At 73.0% G+C, this 16,740-nt stretch carries 16 protein-coding genes and 1 pseudogene; 3 read left to right on the forward strand and 14 right to left on the reverse strand.

The window, feature by feature from the left end:
* Positions 1 to 85: 85 nt before the first annotated feature.
* From OG352_RS04295 to OG352_RS04335, 9 genes are all read right to left on the reverse strand, one after another.
* On the reverse strand, positions 86 to 418 hold the full coding sequence (locus OG352_RS04295) for a TcmI family type II polyketide cyclase (protein WP_329214487.1): 333 nt from the start codon (positions 416 to 418) through the stop codon (positions 86 to 88).
* Positions 419 to 439: 21 nt separating this feature from the next.
* Positions 440 to 919 (reverse strand): SRPBCC family protein, encoded by a 480-nt coding sequence (locus OG352_RS04300; protein WP_329214489.1) that lies wholly within the window; start codon positions 917 to 919, stop codon positions 440 to 442.
* 1 nt (position 920) lies between these two features.
* Positions 921 to 1,178 (reverse strand): acyl carrier protein, encoded by a 258-nt coding sequence (locus OG352_RS04305; protein WP_329214491.1) that lies wholly within the window; start codon positions 1,176 to 1,178, stop codon positions 921 to 923.
* A 57-nt stretch (positions 1,179 to 1,235) separates the two neighbouring features.
* Entirely contained in the window at positions 1,236 to 2,474 is a 1,239-nt protein-coding gene (locus OG352_RS04310) for a ketosynthase chain-length factor (RefSeq protein ID WP_329214493.1), read from the reverse strand.
* On the reverse strand, positions 2,471 to 3,739 hold the full coding sequence (locus tag OG352_RS04315; protein ID WP_329214495.1) for a beta-ketoacyl-[acyl-carrier-protein] synthase family protein: 1,269 nt from the start codon (positions 3,737 to 3,739) through the stop codon (positions 2,471 to 2,473). The genes OG352_RS04310 and OG352_RS04315 overlap by 4 nt, the downstream gene beginning before the upstream one ends.
* On the reverse strand, positions 3,736 to 4,179 hold the full coding sequence (locus OG352_RS04320; protein WP_329214497.1) for a cupin domain-containing protein: 444 nt from the start codon (positions 4,177 to 4,179) through the stop codon (positions 3,736 to 3,738). Before OG352_RS04320 ends, OG352_RS04315 begins: the two co-directional genes overlap by 4 nt.
* Positions 4,180 to 4,251: 72 nt before the next feature.
* Complete coding sequence (locus OG352_RS04325; RefSeq protein WP_329214499.1) at positions 4,252 to 5,406, reverse strand: SchA/CurD-like domain-containing protein; 1,155 nt, start codon at positions 5,404 to 5,406, stop codon at positions 4,252 to 4,254.
* Positions 5,407 to 5,543: 137 nt separating this feature from the next.
* Positions 5,544 to 6,257 carry a class F sortase gene (locus tag OG352_RS04330; protein ID WP_329214501.1) on the reverse strand — a complete coding sequence of 238 codons (714 nt, stop codon included), beginning with the start codon at positions 6,255 to 6,257 and terminating at the stop codon, positions 5,544 to 5,546.
* Between the two features lie 303 nt (positions 6,258 to 6,560).
* Positions 6,561 to 8,246 carry an FAD-dependent oxidoreductase gene (locus OG352_RS04335; protein WP_329223707.1) on the reverse strand — a complete coding sequence of 562 codons (1,686 nt, stop codon included), beginning with the start codon at positions 8,244 to 8,246 and terminating at the stop codon, positions 6,561 to 6,563.
* A 321-nt stretch (positions 8,247 to 8,567) separates the two neighbouring features.
* Between OG352_RS04335 and OG352_RS04340 the strand changes: the two genes are divergently transcribed.
* The gene (locus OG352_RS04340; RefSeq protein ID WP_329214503.1) at positions 8,568 to 10,367 is read left to right on the forward strand and encodes a serine/threonine-protein kinase; all 1,800 of its coding nucleotides are present in this window, start codon (positions 8,568 to 8,570) and stop codon (positions 10,365 to 10,367) included.
* Positions 10,368 to 10,440: 73 nt separating this feature from the next.
* On the opposite strand, the gene OG352_RS04345 is transcribed toward OG352_RS04340, so the two are convergent.
* Entirely contained in the window at positions 10,441 to 11,370 is a 930-nt protein-coding gene (locus tag OG352_RS04345) for an anti-sigma factor RsbA family regulatory protein (protein WP_329214505.1), read from the reverse strand.
* The gene (locus tag OG352_RS04350) at positions 11,367 to 11,723 is read right to left on the reverse strand and encodes an STAS domain-containing protein (protein ID WP_329214507.1); all 357 of its coding nucleotides are present in this window, start codon (positions 11,721 to 11,723) and stop codon (positions 11,367 to 11,369) included. The genes OG352_RS04345 and OG352_RS04350 overlap by 4 nt, the downstream gene beginning before the upstream one ends.
* A gap of 94 nt (positions 11,724 to 11,817) precedes the next feature.
* Here OG352_RS04350 and OG352_RS04355 point away from each other — a divergent pair, with 94 nt between their 5' ends.
* A complete protein-coding gene (locus OG352_RS04355; RefSeq protein WP_329214509.1) occupies positions 11,818 to 11,940 on the forward strand; it encodes a hypothetical protein in 123 nt (40 codons plus the stop codon).
* On the opposite strand, the gene argJ is transcribed toward OG352_RS04355, so the two are convergent.
* Positions 11,928 to 13,082, reverse strand: coding sequence for a bifunctional glutamate N-acetyltransferase/amino-acid acetyltransferase ArgJ (gene argJ / locus OG352_RS04360; RefSeq protein ID WP_329214511.1), 1,155 nt, complete (start codon positions 13,080 to 13,082; stop codon positions 11,928 to 11,930). The two genes, OG352_RS04355 and argJ, sit on opposite strands and share 13 nt — an antisense overlap.
* 135 nt (positions 13,083 to 13,217) lie before the next feature.
* Positions 13,218 to 13,373, reverse strand: a pseudogene (locus tag OG352_RS04365) (TauD/TfdA family dioxygenase); the annotation flags it as partial.
* 146 nt (positions 13,374 to 13,519) lie between these two features.
* On the opposite strand from OG352_RS04365, the gene OG352_RS04370 reads away from it, so the two are divergent.
* The gene (locus OG352_RS04370) at positions 13,520 to 15,043 is read left to right on the forward strand and encodes a sigma factor (protein WP_329214513.1); all 1,524 of its coding nucleotides are present in this window, start codon (positions 13,520 to 13,522) and stop codon (positions 15,041 to 15,043) included.
* Between the two features lie 134 nt (positions 15,044 to 15,177).
* Here OG352_RS04370 and OG352_RS04375 read toward each other — a convergent pair whose 3' ends face one another.
* Positions 15,178 to 16,425 carry an MFS transporter gene (locus OG352_RS04375; RefSeq protein ID WP_329214515.1) on the reverse strand — a complete coding sequence of 416 codons (1,248 nt, stop codon included), beginning with the start codon at positions 16,423 to 16,425 and terminating at the stop codon, positions 15,178 to 15,180.
* Positions 16,426 to 16,740: the final 315 nt, after the last annotated feature.

Below are 16,740 nucleotides of genomic sequence, written 5' to 3' on the forward strand. Positions count from 1 at the left end.
GACCGCATACCCGCACACCCCCAAAACCACCGGTCGCCGGGCCCGCAGCGTCGCGGGTCCGGCGACCGGTGACGGCCGGCGCGGGTCAGCCGGCCGGCTGGCGCTCCCAGAGGTAGAAGCGCTGCGCCATGGCGTCCTTCGGGGAACGCCAGGTCTGCGGGTCGTACGCGCTGACGTACGCGGAGAGGCGCTCGCTGACGTCCCGGAACTCGGGATGCCCGGTGATCTTGGCGATGGCGGGTCCGGGATCACGGTCGGACTCGATCATGTGCATGTACACGTCGCCGAACTGGAAGAGGCTGCGCCGGACGACGCCGACCAGGTGCGGCAGCTCTCCCCGGTCGGACTCCTCGAACACCTTGGCGATGTCAGGGGCCGTTCCCGGGGCCATACGGGCGACGATCAGGGCTTGGTGCATGGGGACTGTTCTCCGTCCGGCTCAGTCGGTGAGACCCGCGGTGGCCCCGCGTTCGGCGGCGGCCTTCTCGATGCGGTCGCGGATCAGGCCCATCTGGACCTTGGAGTTGCGGTTGATGTTGTCGGTCATCCACTCGTCGTCGACCGGCGCCTCGGGCTTCATCGCGAAGTCCTGCGTCCAGACCATCCGGGTGCCGGCCGGTGTCTCCTCGTAGCGCCAGTGGATGTTCATGTGGTCGAAGGGGCCCGTCTCGACCCGGCGGGCCCTGACGGTGAGCTTCTCGCGGTCCGGCTCGCGCTCCGAGACCCAGCTCCACACGGTGCCGTTCTCGTCCGGGTGCATGGTCAGCCGGAACGTCGTCTTGCGGCCCTCCCGGGAGAGGATCTCGACGGACGCGTACTCGGTGAACAGCCGCGGCCAGTTCTCCAGGTCGTTGGTGATGTCCCAGACCAGGTCCAGCGGCGCCGCGATGGTGATCTCGTTCTGCGTGTGTCCGGTCATCTCACGCTCCTGTCGTCATGAGGGCACTGTTGACGAGGTCGAGGAACTGCCGGGGCGTCTTGGAGCGTTCGGCGTCGACGGGCATCGGCGTCCCGTACCGGTTCTCCAGCTCGCCCACGATGCCCAGCAGACCGAGCGAGTCGACTCCCAGGTGGGCGAAGCCGGCGTCGGCCTGAAGGAGCTCCTCCGGGGCGACGGTGACGCCGGCGGACTTCTTCATGAGTTCGGCCAGCTCTTCCACGGTGATGCGGTCAGACATGCGGTTCCTCTCCTTCGTTGCTCCTACTGCTCCACGGCGCCTCGCTGCGAGACGTCGTCAGGCGCCGTGCCGCAGCACCAGCGCCGAGTTCGACCCCATGAGTCCCCGGCTCAGGACCAGCGCCGTGCGCACCTCGGCGGTACGGGCCCGGCCGGTCACGAGGTCCAGGTCATGGCAGATGTCGAACACGTTGGGGGTCGGGGGGATCAGGCCGTGCTCCATCGCGAGCACCGCCGCCGCGGTGTCCATCAGCGGCGCCGCGCAGTAGCCCCTGCCGATGCCGGTCTTCGGCGCCGTGACGGGCACCCGGGTGCCGTGCGTGCCGAGGGCGTCGGCGATCGCCAGCGCCTCGGCGCGGTCCGCCGCCGGTACGCCGAGGGCGTCGGCGAAGACCACGTCGATCTCCTCGGGGGCGCACTCGGCCTCCGCCAGGGCGCCCCGGATGGCCTGGGCGAGCCCTTCCCGGGAGTCCTCCCAGCGGGAGGCGCCGGTGAAGGTCGCCGCGTGTCCGGCGAGGTAGGCCCGCACCCGCGCGCCGCGCTCCCGGGCCACGCCCGCCTCCTCCACCACGGCCATGGCGCCGCCCTCCGCGGGTACGAACCCGCAGGCGGCGGCGGTGAACGGGCGGTAGGCGCGGGTCGGGTCGTCGACGGTGCTGAGCTCCTCGTAACCGAGCTGGCAGACCACCGAGTACGGCGCGATGGGCGCCTCGGTGGCCCCGGCGACGATCACGTCGGTGCCGCGCCGCACGGCCCGCGCCGCGTGGGCGAGGGCGTCCAGGCCGCCGGCCTCGTCGGCGGCGACCACCGAGCAGGGGCCCTTGAAGCCGCGGCGGATGGAGATCTGGCCGGTGCTGGCGGCGTAGAACCAGGCGATGGACTGGTAGGGGCCGACGTAGCGGCTGCCCTTGTCCCACAGCCGTTGCAGTTCCCGCTGGCCGAACTCGCCGCCGCCGGAGCCGGCCGCGGTGACTACGCCGATGGAGAACGGGGCCTCGTCGGTGTCGGACCGGGCGAGGCGGGCGTCGTCCAGCGCGAGGTCGGCCGCGGCCATCGCGAAGTGGGTGAACCGGTCGGTCTGGACGAGGTAGCGCTCCTCGATCGCGGCCGACGGGTCGAAGTCGCGGACCTGGCCCGCCACCCGCAGCGGCAGGTGTTCGCAGCCTTCGCGGGTGATCTGGTCCAGGACGCTGATGCCCTCGCTGGTGGCCTTCCAGAAGGTCTCGGTGCTGGCTCCGTTGGGCGCGACCACACCGATTCCCGTGACGGCCGCGAGCCGTGGACGGGGTTCGCTCATCGTGTCTTCTCCCTCGGCCGGTTCATGACCACCGCGGACTGGAAGCCGCCGAACCCGCTGCCCACCGAGAGCACCCCGGCCAGCTTGCGCTCGCGGGCCACGCGCGGGACGTAGTCCAGGTCGCATTCGGGGTCGGGCGTCTCGTAGTTCGCGGTCGGCGGTACCACCTGGTGGGTCAGGGCCAGCACACAGGCGACGAGTTCGATCGCCCCGATCGCGCCGAGGGAGTGCCCCACCATGGATTTGATGGAGCTCATGGGCGTGTCGTAGGCGTGTGCGCCCAGGACCCGTTTCACCGCCGCGGTCTCGTGGCGGTCGTTCTGCTTGGTGCCGGACCCGTGCGCGTTGACGTAGTCGATCGCCGTGGCGTCGAGCCGGGCGTGGCCGAGGGCGTCCTCGATGGCCCGGCCCATCTCCAGGCCCTCGCTGGTCAGGCCGGTCATGTGGTAGGCGTTGCCGAAGGTGGCGTACCCGCCGAGCTCGCAGTACACATGGGCGCCGCGGGCCCGGGCGTGCTCCAGCTCCTCCAGGACGAGGACGGCGCCGCCCTCCCCCATCACGAACCCGTCCCGGTCGGCGTCGAAGGGACGCGAGGCGTGGGCGGGGTCGTCGTTGTTCGGGGAGGTGGCCTTGATCGCGTCGAAGCAGGCCATGGTGATCGGGGAGATCGGCGAGTCCGAGGCGCCGGCTATGCAGATGTCGGCCCGGCCCTCCTCGACGGTGTGGAAGGCGTAGCCGACCGCGTCGAGTCCCGAGGTGCAGCCCGTGGAGACGGTCTGCACCGGCCCGCGCGCCCCGAACCGCTCCGCCACCGTGGAGGCGAGCGTGCTGGGCGAGAACGCCCGGTGCAGTTCCGGGACCGCCTTGCGGTGGTCCACGTCCCAGCGCTGCCCGCGGTCGCTGACGAGGACGTAGTCGTTCTCCAGCCGGGTGGTGCCGCCGACCGCGGTGCCCAGGGAGACGCCGACCCGCCAGGGGTTCTCGGCGGCGAGGTCGAGACCGGAGTCCCGTACCGCCTCGTCGCCGGCGACCATGGCGAACTGGATGTAGCGGTCGCAGCGTTCGACGTCCCGCGCGTCCAGGCCGTGGGCCGCCGGGTCGAAGTCGCACTCGGCGGCGATCCGCGAACGCAGGCCGCTCGGGTCGAAGAAGGTGATGCCGCGCGTCGCCGTACGCCCCTCGACCAGGAGCTTCCAGAACGCGGGGGTGCCTATGCCGCCCGGGGCGACGATGCCTATGCCGGTGACCGCCACCCGTCTCGTCATGACCGGACCTGACGTCGCCCGGCGGCCTCGGCGCCGATCACCACGGGCTCGGCGTCGGCCTCCTCGGTGTCGACGTGGCCGAGCGGCGGGCTCGGGGCCAGCGGGCCGAGGTGGAAGACCATCCGGGCCTCGACCTTGCCGACGTTGCGGAAGCGGTGGCGCATGTGGGCCGGGATCATCAGGCCCTGCTCGGGCTGCAGCGGCACCGGCTCGCCGTCCAGGTCCACCTCCAGCTGCCCGCACACGACGTAGATGAACTCCTCGGAGTAGGGGTGGTAGTGCTCGGCGATGCGGTCGCCGGGCTTGATGAGGGCCACGCCCATGAAACCGCTGGTAGAGCCGACCGTGACGGGGGTGAGCATGGCGCGCAGATCGCCGCCGCGCCGGGTGTTGGGCTCGACCTCGCTGAGATCCACGACTCTGGGACGGGAAGTGATCACGACGTTCCTCCGTTGATGTACTGCGCCGACGCGGGTGGGGCATGACGCCGCCCCGGCCCGCGTGATGACGAATCAGGCGTCGGGCGACCGGCGGTCGGTGACGAGATCCATGCGCGCGCGTTCGAGGAAGCGCGCGAGCCGGGCGTCGTCCGGCGCGGAGGCGTCCGCGTCGGCGGCGTCCAGGAGCGTCGTCAGCTCGGCCACCTGCCCGGGGTCGGCCAGGCCGAGGGCCGCTGCGGGGTCGGCGGCGTCGAGTCCGCCGCGCACGTCGATCAGACGGACGACGACGTCGTCGCGCTGGAAGATCGTGCTGCGCAGGACCGGGGTGCGCGGGTCGTCGGCAGCCGCCTCGTCCTGGCGGGCCAGCAGTTCGGCCAGCTTCATGCCGCGGTCGGGCCTGGCCGGGTAGTACAGGGCGTACCGCTCGGCCTGCGCGTCCTGCCGTTCCGCCGTCACGTGGTGGACGGCCGGCAGCGCGGCGCGGGTGAAGAACACCCGGGCGGACTCGGGGTCGTCGAGGTCCCGGTCCTGCTCCAGATGGGGGTTGATGGCCTCCTCGACGGCCCGTACCCCGGGCTGCCGGGACACGTGGCGCAGCGCGGCGAGCAGGTCGCCTCGGACCTCGATGGCCCGCACCACCCGGTTGCCGTGCATGAACAGCGAGGTGCGGCAGAGCCGGGTGGTGGCGTCGACCTGCGGCTCGGGCGAGGCGTAGTCGGCGAGGATCTTGGCGACGATCTCCTCACTGCCCGGCTTGACGGTGAAGGTGAGCGCGTGGCGGATCACGCCGTCGCCGATCCTGGGCGACGTCTGGAGCCGGCGCTTGCCCCGCTCGGCGCCGGCCGCCGGGCCGCCGGTCTCGCGGACGACGTGGAAGCGCAGCGACCGGGTGTCGCGGACGCAACTGTGCAGCGGCTCCACCATCGCCACGTGTTCCTCGCTGTTGACCCAGGCGAGGAACGGCGGGGCGCTCTCCCATTCGCTGGTGATGAGCCACTGGGAGGGGTTCTCGATGGACTGGCACAACTGGTCGCTGACATGCCCGGGGACGGACGCGACCTGGTTGCAGAGCTGCTCGTAGGCCTCGAGGAACTGCTGCTGGGCCCCGTCGTAGACGTCGACCAGGAGGACGACGCGGAGCCGGGAGCCGTCGAAGACGGACTGGGAGACTCGTTGCGACGCCTGTCGCGACCGCGAACCTGCAACACGTTCGGACGTGGTGGTCATCCTGCGCACATCTCCTTCGCGGAGGGGGAAGTGAACGTCGGCCGCGTGATGCGACGTCAGCGTTCCTCGATCGTGTGCCCGTCCCCGCGAGTGCGCGACTCGGATGAACTACGTGGGTGACTGGGCGGGGGCGGCCGTCAGAGGAGATGGGCGAAGACGACCAGGTTGTCGGTGTAGTCCCTGACCGTGCGGTTGTAGTCCCCCGCGCAGGTGATGAGCCGTACCTGCGCCTGGTCGGTGTCGCCGTACACGCGTTCGTCGGGGAAGTCGTCCTTGGCGAAGGTCTCCACGCTGTCGACCACGAAGGACGCCTTGCGGCCGTCGGCCCGCAGGACGTTGAAGGTGTCGCCCTTCACGAGTTCGCCGAGTCCGGCGAAGACGGCGGGGGACGTCTTCGTGTCGACGTGCCCGGCGATGATCGAGGTGCCCGTCTCCCCGGGGGAGGCGCCCGCCGCGTGCCAGCCGACGAGGTTGGTGTCGTCCGCGGGCGGCGGCTCCAGCCGGCCGTCGGAGCCGATGGCCAGGGCGGTGAAGGGGGCGTCGACCGAGATCTTCGGGATGAACAGGCGCACCGGCCGGGAGCGCGGCAGGTGCTTGCCCGCCGGGGCCGGGTCCCCGTCGGCCGGGGCCGACGTGGGCAGGCCCGGCGCCGGGTTCGCCGGGACGGACGCGGCGGCGGGCGGGGCGTGCGGGGGGCTGGCGGTGCCGGACGACGTGCCGTTGCCGCCGAACAGGTTCAGTGCCAGGACCACGGCGGCCCCGGCGCACAGCATCATCAGGCCGGTACGGGAGGTTCCCTGCTCGGAGGGAGACGGGGAAGGGGAAGGGGAGGAAGACGGGGGGACTGCCATCGGGGACCACCTCACTCGGGCGCGGCAGCGGTGCGGACAGGGCGCGAAGAGCGAGCCGGGCCGCCACTCGGGGTACGGGTGGCGGCCACGGCTTCGCTGTCGCGTCCGGCAGGGGTAGGGCCACGCATCTGATGGTCCTTCCGGCCCGACCGGGCGGCCGACGTCTCGTCAGCTCTGGTGACCCGACCGGTATGTGATCCACCGTCAGCCCCCGGCCGCCTCGGCACCACTCGGGGCGTTCACACGGGTGAAGCCCGGTGAGGTGGTGGGTGAGGCCGGGTGAGGTCCGTCGGGCCCGTGGGGTCAGGCGCGGGCCAGTCCGGTGCGCAGGACCTGGCGCAGCGTCGACTCGGCGTCCGGGTCCGGGCCGGGCGACCGCCAGGCGACGAACCCGTCGGGCCTGACGAGTACGGCGCCGCCGCGTGCCGTGCCGTGGCGCTCCGCCCAGTCGGCGTCGTCCTCCGGCTCCAGGTCGGCCTCGGGGCCGCTGCCCACCCGGTAGGACCGGAGCGGGAGGGACAGCTCCGCGGCGAGGCGGGTCGCGGCCTCGTGCCATCCGCCGCGTCCGGCGCCTTCGCCGCCTCCGCCGGGCTCACCGGCGTCGCTGAGCAGCACCAGGGACCGTTCGTAGAGGTCGAGGGTGGAGATCCGCTCGCCCGCCCGCCGTACCCACAGGTGGGGCGCCCGGCTGCCGGGCCGGCCGGTCAGGTCGAGGCCTTCGGGGACGACCGGCTCGGCGGGGTCGGCGCCGACGACGGCGCCCTGCGGGTAGCGGTAGCCGAGGGCCACGTTGAGGATGCCCCGCTGGGGGCCGCCGCCGCCCGCGCCGGGCGGCGGGGCGAAGCCGGGGTGACTGTGCTCGGCGGACCGGGCGGCGGCCCGGGCGCTGGTGGCCTCCGCCACCGGGCGGCGCTCGGCGTCGTAGCTGTCCAGCAGCCCCTCCCCCGCCCAGCCGTCGAGCACCGCGGCCAGTTTCCAGGCGAGGTTGTGCGCGTCCTGGATGCCGGTGTTGGAGCCGAAGGCCCCGGTCGGGGACATCTCGTGGGCCGAGTCGCCGGCCAGGAACACGCGGCCCGACCGGTAGCTGCGGGCGACGCGCTGGGCGGCGTGCCAGGGGGCCTTGCCGGTGACCGTCACGTCGAGGTCGGCGACCCCGACGGCCCGGCGGATGTGCTCCACGCACCGCTCGTCGGTGAACTCCTCCAGGGTTTCCCCCTGTTCGGGGTGCCAGGGGGCGTGGAACACCCAGTTCTCGACGTTGTCCACCGGCAGCAGGGCGCCGTCGGCGTCCGGGCTGGTCAGGTAGCAGACGATGAAGCGGCGGTCGCCCACCACGTCGGCGAGGCGGCGGGAGCGGAAGGTGAGGCTGACGTTGTGGAACAGGTCGCCCGGCCCGCTCTGCCCGATGCCGAGCTGTTCGCGGGCGGGGCTGCGGGGGCCGTCGGCGGCGACGAGGTAGTCCGCGCGGATGGTGGTGTGCTCACCCGTCTCGCGGCTCTTGACCACCGCGGTGACGCCGGCGGGGTCGCTGTCGAACGACATGAGTTCGGTGGAGAAGCGCAGGTCGCCGCCGTGCCGGACGGCGTGGTCGAGCAGCACCGGCTCCAGGTCGTTCTGACTGCACAGGCACCAGCCGCTGGGGCTGAAACGGGCCAGTCCGCCGCCCGGGTCGATGTCCCGGAACAGCCACTCGCCGGCGTCGCCGACCAGGGTGGGGGCCTGCAGGATGCCGTGGTTGCCGGCCAGGGTGGCGGCGGCCTCCTGGATCGCCCGCTCCACGCCCGCCACCCGGAACAGCTCCATCGTGCGGACGTTGTTGCCGCGGCCTCGTGGGTGGATGGAGGTGCCGGAATGGCGCTCCACCAGCACGTGCGGCACCCCGAGCCGGCCCAGGAACAACGAGGTCGCCAGCCCGACCAGGGAGCCGCCGACGATGAGGACCGGGACCCTGAGGATGTCGGGACCGATCCGTTCGGCTCGTTCGTTCATCACACTCGCCTCCAGCGCGTCGTGTCCGCCGACCCGGCCGGATACGGCGGAGATCCTCATGCATGCCCCGTGGGGCTGACGGCGGCTCAGGCTTCACCCGGCTGCGTCGCGGGGCCGGCCGGCCGGTCCGCGCCGTTCCGTACCGTTGCGGTCGGACAGAAGTACTTGAAACCCTGATCAGGGGCTGTGGCTGGGCTAGCCTCGATCTTTGATCGAAAAGAATCGATCGAAACGCACCGACTGACGAACGTAGCTGCACTGACGAACGTACTTACACCGGCTGACGAACCTACTTGCGACGCACATCACTTCAGGAGTTCCGTGTCCGACCAGCTGCCGCACTCACCGAACTCCGCCGTGAACGAGGCCGCCGCGCTCCGCCAGACCGGCGCCGCGCCCCTGCGGGTCGGCGACCCGCCCCGGGTCGGTCCCTTCGTCCCGGTGGCGCTGCTCGGCAGCGGCGGGATGGGCCGCGTCTATCTGGCGCGGGCCGCCGACGACCGTCCCGGACTGTTCGCCGTGAAGGTGATCCGGCCCGAGTACGCCGAGGACGTCCAGTTCCAGCACCGGTTCGAACGCGAGGCGGCGGTGCACTCCCGGCTCGGCCCGCCGCACGCCCCGAGATTAAGCGGCACCGGCTGGGACGGCCAACTGCTGTGGATGGCCACCGAGTACGTCCCCGGACTCGACCTGGCGGAAGCCGTACGCGAGGGCGGAGCCCTGCCGTCGGCCACCGTCTGGTATCTGATCGCCGAGCTGGGGCGGGCGCTCGCCGCACTCGCCGCCGCGGACGTCGTGCACCGGGACCTGAAGCCGTCCAACGTGCTGCTGTCGCTCCAGGGCGCGTGGGTGATCGACTTCGGGATCTCGAAGGCCGCGGACGCCAGCGCGATCACCAGCACCGGCAACCGGGTCGGCACCCCGGCCTACATGTCGCCGGAGTATCTGCGCACCGGCCAGTGCGACGCTTCGTCCGACGTGTTCTCGCTGGCCGGCACCCTGCTCTACGCGGCCACCGGGCGGGCCCCGTTCGGCGACGGCACGGGCGTCGACGTGATGCACCGGGTGGCGTTCGAGGAGCCGAACCCGGAGGTGCTCGGCGCGGTGACGGCGGCCGACCCCGAGCTGGGGGACCTGCTCGCCGCCTGCCTGGCCAAGGAGCCCGAGCGACGCCCGATCCCGCGGGAGTTGATCGACGCGGCGCTGCCCCGGGCCGGGAGACCCGGCTGGCCGGAGCCGCTGCGCGGCAGGATCCTGGCCCGGCAGCGGGCGTACGAGACGCTGCGCAGCCTTCCGGTCGAGCGGGCGGCCGGTCTGCGGCCGTCGGACCACCGGGTGAAGTCGGTGCCGCCGCCCGTGCGGGCGAGCCCGCCGGCCGCGCAGGAATCCGCCGAGGTGCCCGCACCGGACTCCGCGGAGGCGGTCTCGTCGACGCCGCCGCCGCCGTCACCGACGCCGGCCCGGCCCGGAAAGCACCGGAAACGGATCCTGGCCGCCGCCGCGGGCACGGCCCTGTGCGCCGTCGCCGCGGGCACCTTCGTGCTGATGCGCGAGGGCGGTGACGCGAGCGCCACCGCACCGGGGGGCGTCGTGTCGGCGACCGTCACGGTGCCCGGCGGCGGCGCGACGCCGACGGTGTCCGGCACACCTGACGGGGCGTCCGCCACGGGAGCGTCCAGCAAACGCACCGACGACACGGACGACACCGGTGCCGCAGGCGGCGACTCCGACGAGGACGCGCCGCCGCCCGGGGCCGCCGCGCCCCCCGGCGACGACCGGCCGGACACCCCCGTCACGGCCCCGGCCGACGGCCCCGCGACCTCCGCCCCGGCGGCGACCCCGACCGCCGGCACCGTGCCGAGCGAACCCGCGGCCCCGGCCTGGATCACCGACTGCACGTACTACGCCGGCAGCCGCCGCACCGTCCCGGGAGACACCGGCAAGCGGGTGCGGCAGGTGCAGTGCATGCTCGGCAAGCGCGGTTACAGCGTGGGCGGTGTGAACGGCGACTACGGACCCGACACGGAGGCGGCCGTCAGCAGCTTCCAGGGCGACAAGGGGCTGAAGGTCAACGGCATCATGAACAAGGCCACTTGGACCGCCCTGCGCGCCACCGACTGACGGCTGAGCGGACCCGCTGCCGTCGCCGTCGTCAGCGGGCGTCAGTCAGCGGGCGTCGTTCAGCGGGTGCCGGTCAGCGGGTGAGGTAGAAGCGGACGGTCGTACCGTCGTCGGCGGTGTGCAGGCGTACCAGGTCGGCCACGTAGTGGACCAGCATCAGGCCGCGGCCGCCGATCTGACCGCGCACGGGCGGTCTGCGGCCGGCCAGCGGATCGGCCAGCCGGCCCGCGTCCCGGACCTCGCACACGACCTGCCCCGCCTCGGCCCAGACCGCGAGGGTGCCCCGCCCGCCGCCGTGCACCACGCTGTTGGTCGTCAGCTCCGCCACCGCCAGTTCGGCGTCCGCCAGCCGCTGCCCGGCGAGGCCCAGCCGGCCGGCCGCTCCGACGGCGAAGGCGCGGGCGGCGGACAGGTCGTCGGGGCCGAAGGAGCGCACGGAGGCGTCCGGCGCGGGCACCAGCGGCTGGTTGTAGCGGGCGACGACGGAGCGCCAGTCGTAGGCGTCGCTGGCCCGCTCCGTGCCGCCGGCCATGACGGTCGGGTGGGTGATCCTCGCGTCGGCCAGGATCTCCTGGTCCAGGCGGGCCGCGTCGTACGGGCACAGGATGGTCACCGGCCGGCCCTCGAAGGCCGCGTTGATCAGCGCCTCGTGCTGCGCGCACGCCGGGTACTCCGCCGCGCTGCGGCCCGCCCAGATCGGCTCGCCGATGATCCGCACCCGTTCTTGCGGGTGGGCGTCGGCGAACGCGCGGAGCACGCCGGGGATGATCCGGCCCGGGTTGCGGCCCGCCTCGGTCATGTCCAGCAGACGGACGCCCTCGGCGTCCGCGCCCAGGGCGGTCCTGATCAGCTCCAGGCTGGGGCCGGGCACCGCCACCGCGACCGGCTCGCCGGCGTCCAGACCGTCCCGCACGAACGACACCGTCCGCGCCACGTACTCCCGCTCGGTGCGGTAGAACATCGCGGGGTGCTCGAACGCCTCGTGCGTTGCCGCCGGGTTCATCGCGGCGCCACCTCGATCCGGTGCAGGCCCGGCCAGAACAGGCCCAGCACACGCGGCACCTGCGGCGGCGGATGCTCGACTACCACCCGGCCACCGCGCAGGGACAGCGCCGTGACGGCGAGCGCCGCGACCCCGGCCACGTCGACGAACCCGACCTCGGACAGCTCCACATAGGACACGTCGGCATGCTCCCGTGCCAGCCCCGCCAGGGCCTGTTCCCACGGCGAACGAGTGACCTCGCTGATCTCGCCTCTGGCCCGGATGCCGGGCCGGCCGGCCAACGGGCCCACCTCCAGCACGGCCCCGCCGCGCAGCGGCCCGAACCGGTCGGCTCCCCACGAGGCGTCCACCACCCGCGGCCCCCTTCGCTCATCGGCGGTCACTCCACCACCGTCCCACACGCAACGCCTACCCACCGCAAGCGGCCTGACGCCGTACCTGAGGCGCATGTGCGAACCGGCGGCGCTGACCGGCGAGGTGGTCTGCCTCAGCGCCCTGCCGCTCCATCTGACGCCCTGGAGGGGGATCCCCCAGGTCGCCCGACGGACCGGCACCCGTCAGGTCGAGTAGTCCGCGTTCAGGCGGACGTACCCCTCCGTCAGGTCGCAGCCGTACACCCGGAAGGCGCCGTCGGCGATGCCCAGACCGACCCGGATGAGCACCTCGTCGCCCTTGAGGTGGGCGGCCACCCGGGACAGGCGGGCCTCGTCCGGCGGCGCCGGGTACACCTCGACGTCCCCGAAGCCGATCGTGACGCGGCCGGGGTCGATGTCGGTGTCGTCCTCGCACTTGCCGACGGCCATGGCCACCCGCCCCCAGTTGGGGTCGGCGCCGTGCACGGCGGTCTTCACGAGCGGCGAGTTGACGACGACCTTGCCGACCCGTCTGGCCTGCTCGGCGTCGCGCGCCCCGGTGACCTCCACCTCGATCAGCCTGGTGGCGCCCTCGCCGTCCCGGGCGATGTCCTTGACCAGGTCCAGGGCGAGTTCGCCGAGGGTCTTCTCGAACTCGGCCAGGTCCACCGGCCCGGCGACACCGTTGGCGAGGACCGCCGCGGTGTCACTGGTGGAGGTGTCGGTGTCGATGCTCAGGGCGTTGAAGGTGCGGTCCACCACGCGCCGGAAGAGCGCGTCGAGGTCCGCGGACTCGACCTGTGCGTCGGTGAAGAAGAACGTGAGCAGGGTCGCCATGTTCGGCTCCATCATGCCGACGCCCTTGGCGACGCCCACCAGGGTCGCCGCTCCGCACCGGGCCGAGCGGGTCTTCGGCCGGGTGTCGGTGGTCATGATGGCCCGTGCGGCGGCGGTGAAGTCCGCTCCGTCGAACGGCGCCCGCAGCGCGTCGAGATGGGCTTGCACGGAGGTCATCGGGTAGCGCTGTCCGATGAGGCCGGTGGAGGCGATGAGCACCTCCTGCTCGGCGGCGCCGAGGACGCCGGCCACCGCCGCGCGGACGGCTCGCGCGTCACGCAGGCCGTCCTCGCCCGTCGCGACGTTGGCGTTGCCGGACAGGGCGACGATCGCCCGGCCGGTGCCGGCCGCGGCCGTCTCCCGGCTGAGCACGACGCTCGGGCCGGCGAAGCGGGATCGGGTGAACACCGCGCTCAGTGTCGCCGGCACGTCCGAGGCGACCACGAGGAAGTCGTCGCGGTCGGCACGGATCCCGCAGTTCCCGGTGTGTGTGCGAAACCCTTGCGGTAAAGACACGGTCATCCTCGTTCCGGTCCTCTCTGATCAGGTCTGAACTGGGAAAACGATGCTACGCCGACGGGACCGACCGCGAACGCGACCGGTCCCGTCGGGGCTCGGCGCTGCCCGTCATGCGCTCCGGCACCCGGATGTTCATGCGTGCAGCCACCGGTCCTTGCCGTCCCACCGAGGGGTGAACGGCGTCCGTGTGTGCGTGGTCCGGTAGTTGTCGACGTTGAGCAGGTCGCCGGGCTTGAGGACCACCGGCTCTGTCACCTCGTCGGAGCGGGCGTGAGCAAGGGCCTGCGCAGCGTCTATCACGCCGTCCTGGACTGATTCCCGAAGAAGATGATCTTGTGATGCGAGTCACATCCTCTAGCGACTGCAACTCTGGTCGACGTATTTGTCATCTAGGCTGACAAATACGTCCGCCCCTCAGCAGGCAACTGGAGCGTTCCTCCATGACCGACAGGTCCACTGCCGTGCCCGCCCCATCCGCTCCGTCCGCCGCCACCGCCGCGTACGCCCGCGTCTACGAGGAGCAGCAACCGCGTCTCGTCGCCTACGCCCGCTCGCTCACCCGGAACGCGTGGACCGCCGAAGACCTCGTCGCCGAGGCGCACTTCCGCGTCTGGCGGCGGCTGTCCGAAGGGCACGAGATCGACAACGTGCCGGCGTATCTCAAGACGACGGTGCGGCATCTCGCGATGGCGCCGGGGGGCGCGGCGCGCGAGACGCCGCGGGATCCGCAGACCGAGGACCGGGCCGAGCCGGCCGGGCACGGAGCGGACCCGGCCGAGCAGGTGTCCAGCGTCGACCTGGTGGTGCGGGTGCTCGGCCAGCTGCCCGAACGCTGGGTGAAGGCGCTGTGGTTGGCGGAGGCGGAGGGCCAGCCGCTGGCGGCGATCGGGCCGCAGCTCGGCACCAAGGACGGCGCGACGGCCGTCCTGCTGCACCGGGCGCGGGAGGGCATGCGGCAGGCGTTCCTGCGCGCTCAGACCGGCGCCCCGCAGGACCCGGCGTGCCAGGTCCACTGGGCCCGGATGCCCGCGTACGTCCGGGGCGGGGCGACCGCGCGGCAGAGCGAGCGGCTGCTCGGCCACGTGGACGCGTGTGACGACTGCCGCAAGCTGCTCGCCTCGCTGATGCAGGCCAACGACCGGCTTCCCGCGCTGGTCGGCCCGGCGCTGCTGGTCCTCGCGGTGGGCGGCACGGGCAAGTTCCTCCTGGCCTTCGCCGCCGGGTCCACCGGTGCGGCGACGACCGCTGCCGGCGCGGCGGGCTGGCACGGCGCCGGGCTGCTGCACGGGGTGCGGCAGGCCGCGGTCGGCGGCGCGAAGGCGCCCGTGGCGGTGACGGCCGGCACGCTCGTGGCGGGCGCCGCCGCGGTCGTCCTCGTCCTCGGCTGGTCCGACTCCGCTCCGGTACCGGTGCAGCGGGTGCCGGTGGCCGAGGCGCCCGCGGCCCAAGTCCCGCTGTCCGAGGCCCCGGTGGCCACGACGGCCGAGGCACCGCCTTCGCCGGCCGCCGTCCCGGCCGTGGCCCCCGGGGACGACGGCCCGTCCACCCGGGTGACCGACGCCCGGGCGACGACCCCCCGGCCGGACGCCACCCCTCCGCTCCCCTCCCCCTCGAACACCCCTGGCGCAGCCGAACCGGCCCAGCCGCAGCCCACCCCGGCCGGCAGCCCCACGGCGACTCCTGGTGGCACGACACCCGAAGAACCCCCGTACGGCGAAGGCACACCGGAAACACCGGACCCCTCTACGTCATCCCCCGCCCCGGTGCCCGCCCCCGCCCCCTCCTCCGTGACGCCGCAGACCGATGGGGGCAGCGCCCCGGACCCCAGTGGAGCCGACGGACCGGACTGCACGCCCGGTGCCCCGCACACCGGGCACGGAGGCTCTTCGAGCCACAACCACGGCAACGGCAACGGCCACAAGGGGAAGGGCGACCGAACCGGTTCCGGTCACACCGGGCACTGACGACAGGGCCGCCGCGGCCGGGGCGGCGGGGGCGTCTCCGATGTCGGGGGTGCCCCAACCGCCCGGCCCAACCGCCCGGCCCGACGGCCTTCTTGCTTGCCGTCGGCTCGGCGGGCCCAGGGCACCCGCGTCGGTCACGCCTCGCGGCGGCCGAAGAGTGCGGTCAGCAGCATGGCCGCGACGGCGAAGGCGCCGGCCGCGAGCATCACGGGGCGTGGGCCGGACGAGTCGACGATCAGGCCGCCGACGAACGAGCCCACGCCGATGGCCCCGTTGAAGGCCGCCACGTACAGCGAGGACGCGGCCTCGCTCTCCTCGGGGACGAGCCGCATCACCCAGGTCTGCAGCGCGACGGGCAGCGCGGCGTAGAGCAGGCCCCAGCAGACCAGCATGGCGACGGCCGTCGGAACACCGGCGCCGCCCAGGTACATCACGAGCATGACCACGGCCAGCAGCCCCGTGCTGCCGATCAGGCTGGCGCGCAGGGCCCGGCCGACCACGGCGCCCGCCGCGAAGTTGCCCACCAGCCCGGCCACGCCGAAGACCAGCAGCAACACGCCGATGAGGGACGACCGGACGCCGGTGATGTCCTCCAGGTACGGGGCCACGTAGGTGAAGGCGAGGAAGTGGCCGCTCATGATCAGCGCGGTGACGCCGACCGCGACGCGCAGCGCCCGGTGCCGCAGCACGTGCCGCAGAGCGCTCAGGCTGCCGCTGCCCCGGGCCGGCAGCGCGGGCATGCACAGCAGCACCGTCGCCAGGACGAGGAAGCCGAGGACCCCGACGCAGACGAAGGCCACCTGCCAGCCCGCGGACTGACCCACCGCCGTGCCGAGCGGGGTGCCCGCGACGGAGGCGAGCGAGATGCCGCCCAGGACGACGGAGGTGGCACGGACGGCATGCCGCTCCGGAACCAGCCGTACGGCGATCGACACGGCGATCGACCAGAACACCCCGTGCGCCAGGGCCACCACGATGCGCGCGGTCAGCAGCAGCCCGTAGCCGGAGGCGACGGCGGCCATGAAGTTGCCGGCCGTGTAGACCACCATGAGGGCGACGAGCAGCCACTTGCGGTCCAGGCGCCCGGTGAGCGCGGTCAGCGGTGCGGCGGTCACCGCCGCCATCGCCGCGAACCCGCTGACGAGGAACCCCGCGGTGCCCACCGACACCGACGTGCCGTCGGCGATGGCCGGGAGCAGCCCGATGGGCAGGGTCTCGGTGGTGACGAAGGAGAAGACGCCGAGCGCCAGCCCCACCACGGCCAGCCAGCCGCGCAGCGCCGAGTGCCGGGCCGTCTCGACGGACGCACCACCGTCCTCGCCGGTCGAGACGTCGTCGTCTCCGGTCCGCCTGTCGTTCTGGTCGGTCGCGCTCTGGGACATCATCGCTCCGGGTGGAATGAATGGTGGGCTGCGGACCGAAATTCGAGCGGCCTGCCGTCCGTCGGGCACCACGGCGCGCAGAAATATCCGCGGAAGAATTGTCGCGTGTGCATCGGGCCGGGCGGAAGGGTCTTCCGATCATGGTGGTGGGACCACCAGTCGCCGCAGGGAACCCTGCCACGAGCTGGGGGAACCTGCTCAGGCTGGTGGAGTCCGGGGTGGTGCTGACGCCAACCGGATAAATTCACCCCGGCAATTGAGCGACTCCTTGGGTAGCTTTCAGTCGGCCCGACGAATGAATTTTCTCGGCCTTGT

Origin of the sequence: Streptomyces sp. NBC_01485 (assembly GCF_036227125.1) — a bacterium.
GTDB lineage: Bacteria > Actinomycetota > Actinomycetes > Streptomycetales > Streptomycetaceae > Streptomyces.

Coding starts and splice junctions, on each gene's coding strand:
- OG352_RS04295 (WP_329214487.1), bottom strand. CDS start 418: ATGCACCAAGCCCTGATCGTCGCCCGTATGGCCCCGGGAACGGCCCCT.
- OG352_RS04300 (WP_329214489.1), bottom strand. CDS start 919: ATGACCGGACACACGCAGAACGAGATCACCATCGCGGCGCCGCTGGAC.
- OG352_RS04305 (WP_329214491.1), bottom strand. CDS start 1,178: ATGTCTGACCGCATCACCGTGGAAGAGCTGGCCGAACTCATGAAGAAG.
- OG352_RS04310 (WP_329214493.1), bottom strand. CDS start 2,474: ATGAGCGAACCCCGTCCACGGCTCGCGGCCGTCACGGGAATCGGTGTG.
- OG352_RS04315 (WP_329214495.1), bottom strand. CDS start 3,739: ATGACGAGACGGGTGGCGGTCACCGGCATAGGCATCGTCGCCCCGGGC.
- OG352_RS04325 (WP_329214499.1), bottom strand. CDS start 5,406: ATGACCACCACGTCCGAACGTGTTGCAGGTTCGCGGTCGCGACAGGCG.
- OG352_RS04330 (WP_329214501.1), bottom strand. CDS start 6,257: ATGGCAGTCCCCCCGTCTTCCTCCCCTTCCCCTTCCCCGTCTCCCTCC.
- OG352_RS04335 (WP_329223707.1), bottom strand. CDS start 8,246: ATGAACGAACGAGCCGAACGGATCGGTCCCGACATCCTCAGGGTCCCG.
- OG352_RS04345 (WP_329214505.1), bottom strand. CDS start 11,370: ATGAACCCGGCGGCAACGCACGAGGCGTTCGAGCACCCCGCGATGTTC.
- OG352_RS04355 (WP_329214509.1), top strand. CDS start 11,818: ATGTGCGAACCGGCGGCGCTGACCGGCGAGGTGGTCTGCCTCAGCGCC.
- argJ (WP_329214511.1), bottom strand. CDS start 13,082: ATGACCGTGTCTTTACCGCAAGGGTTTCGCACACACACCGGGAACTGC.
- OG352_RS04370 (WP_329214513.1), top strand. CDS start 13,520: ATGACCGACAGGTCCACTGCCGTGCCCGCCCCATCCGCTCCGTCCGCC.
- OG352_RS04375 (WP_329214515.1), bottom strand. CDS start 16,425: ATGTCCCAGAGCGCGACCGACCAGAACGACAGGCGGACCGGAGACGAC.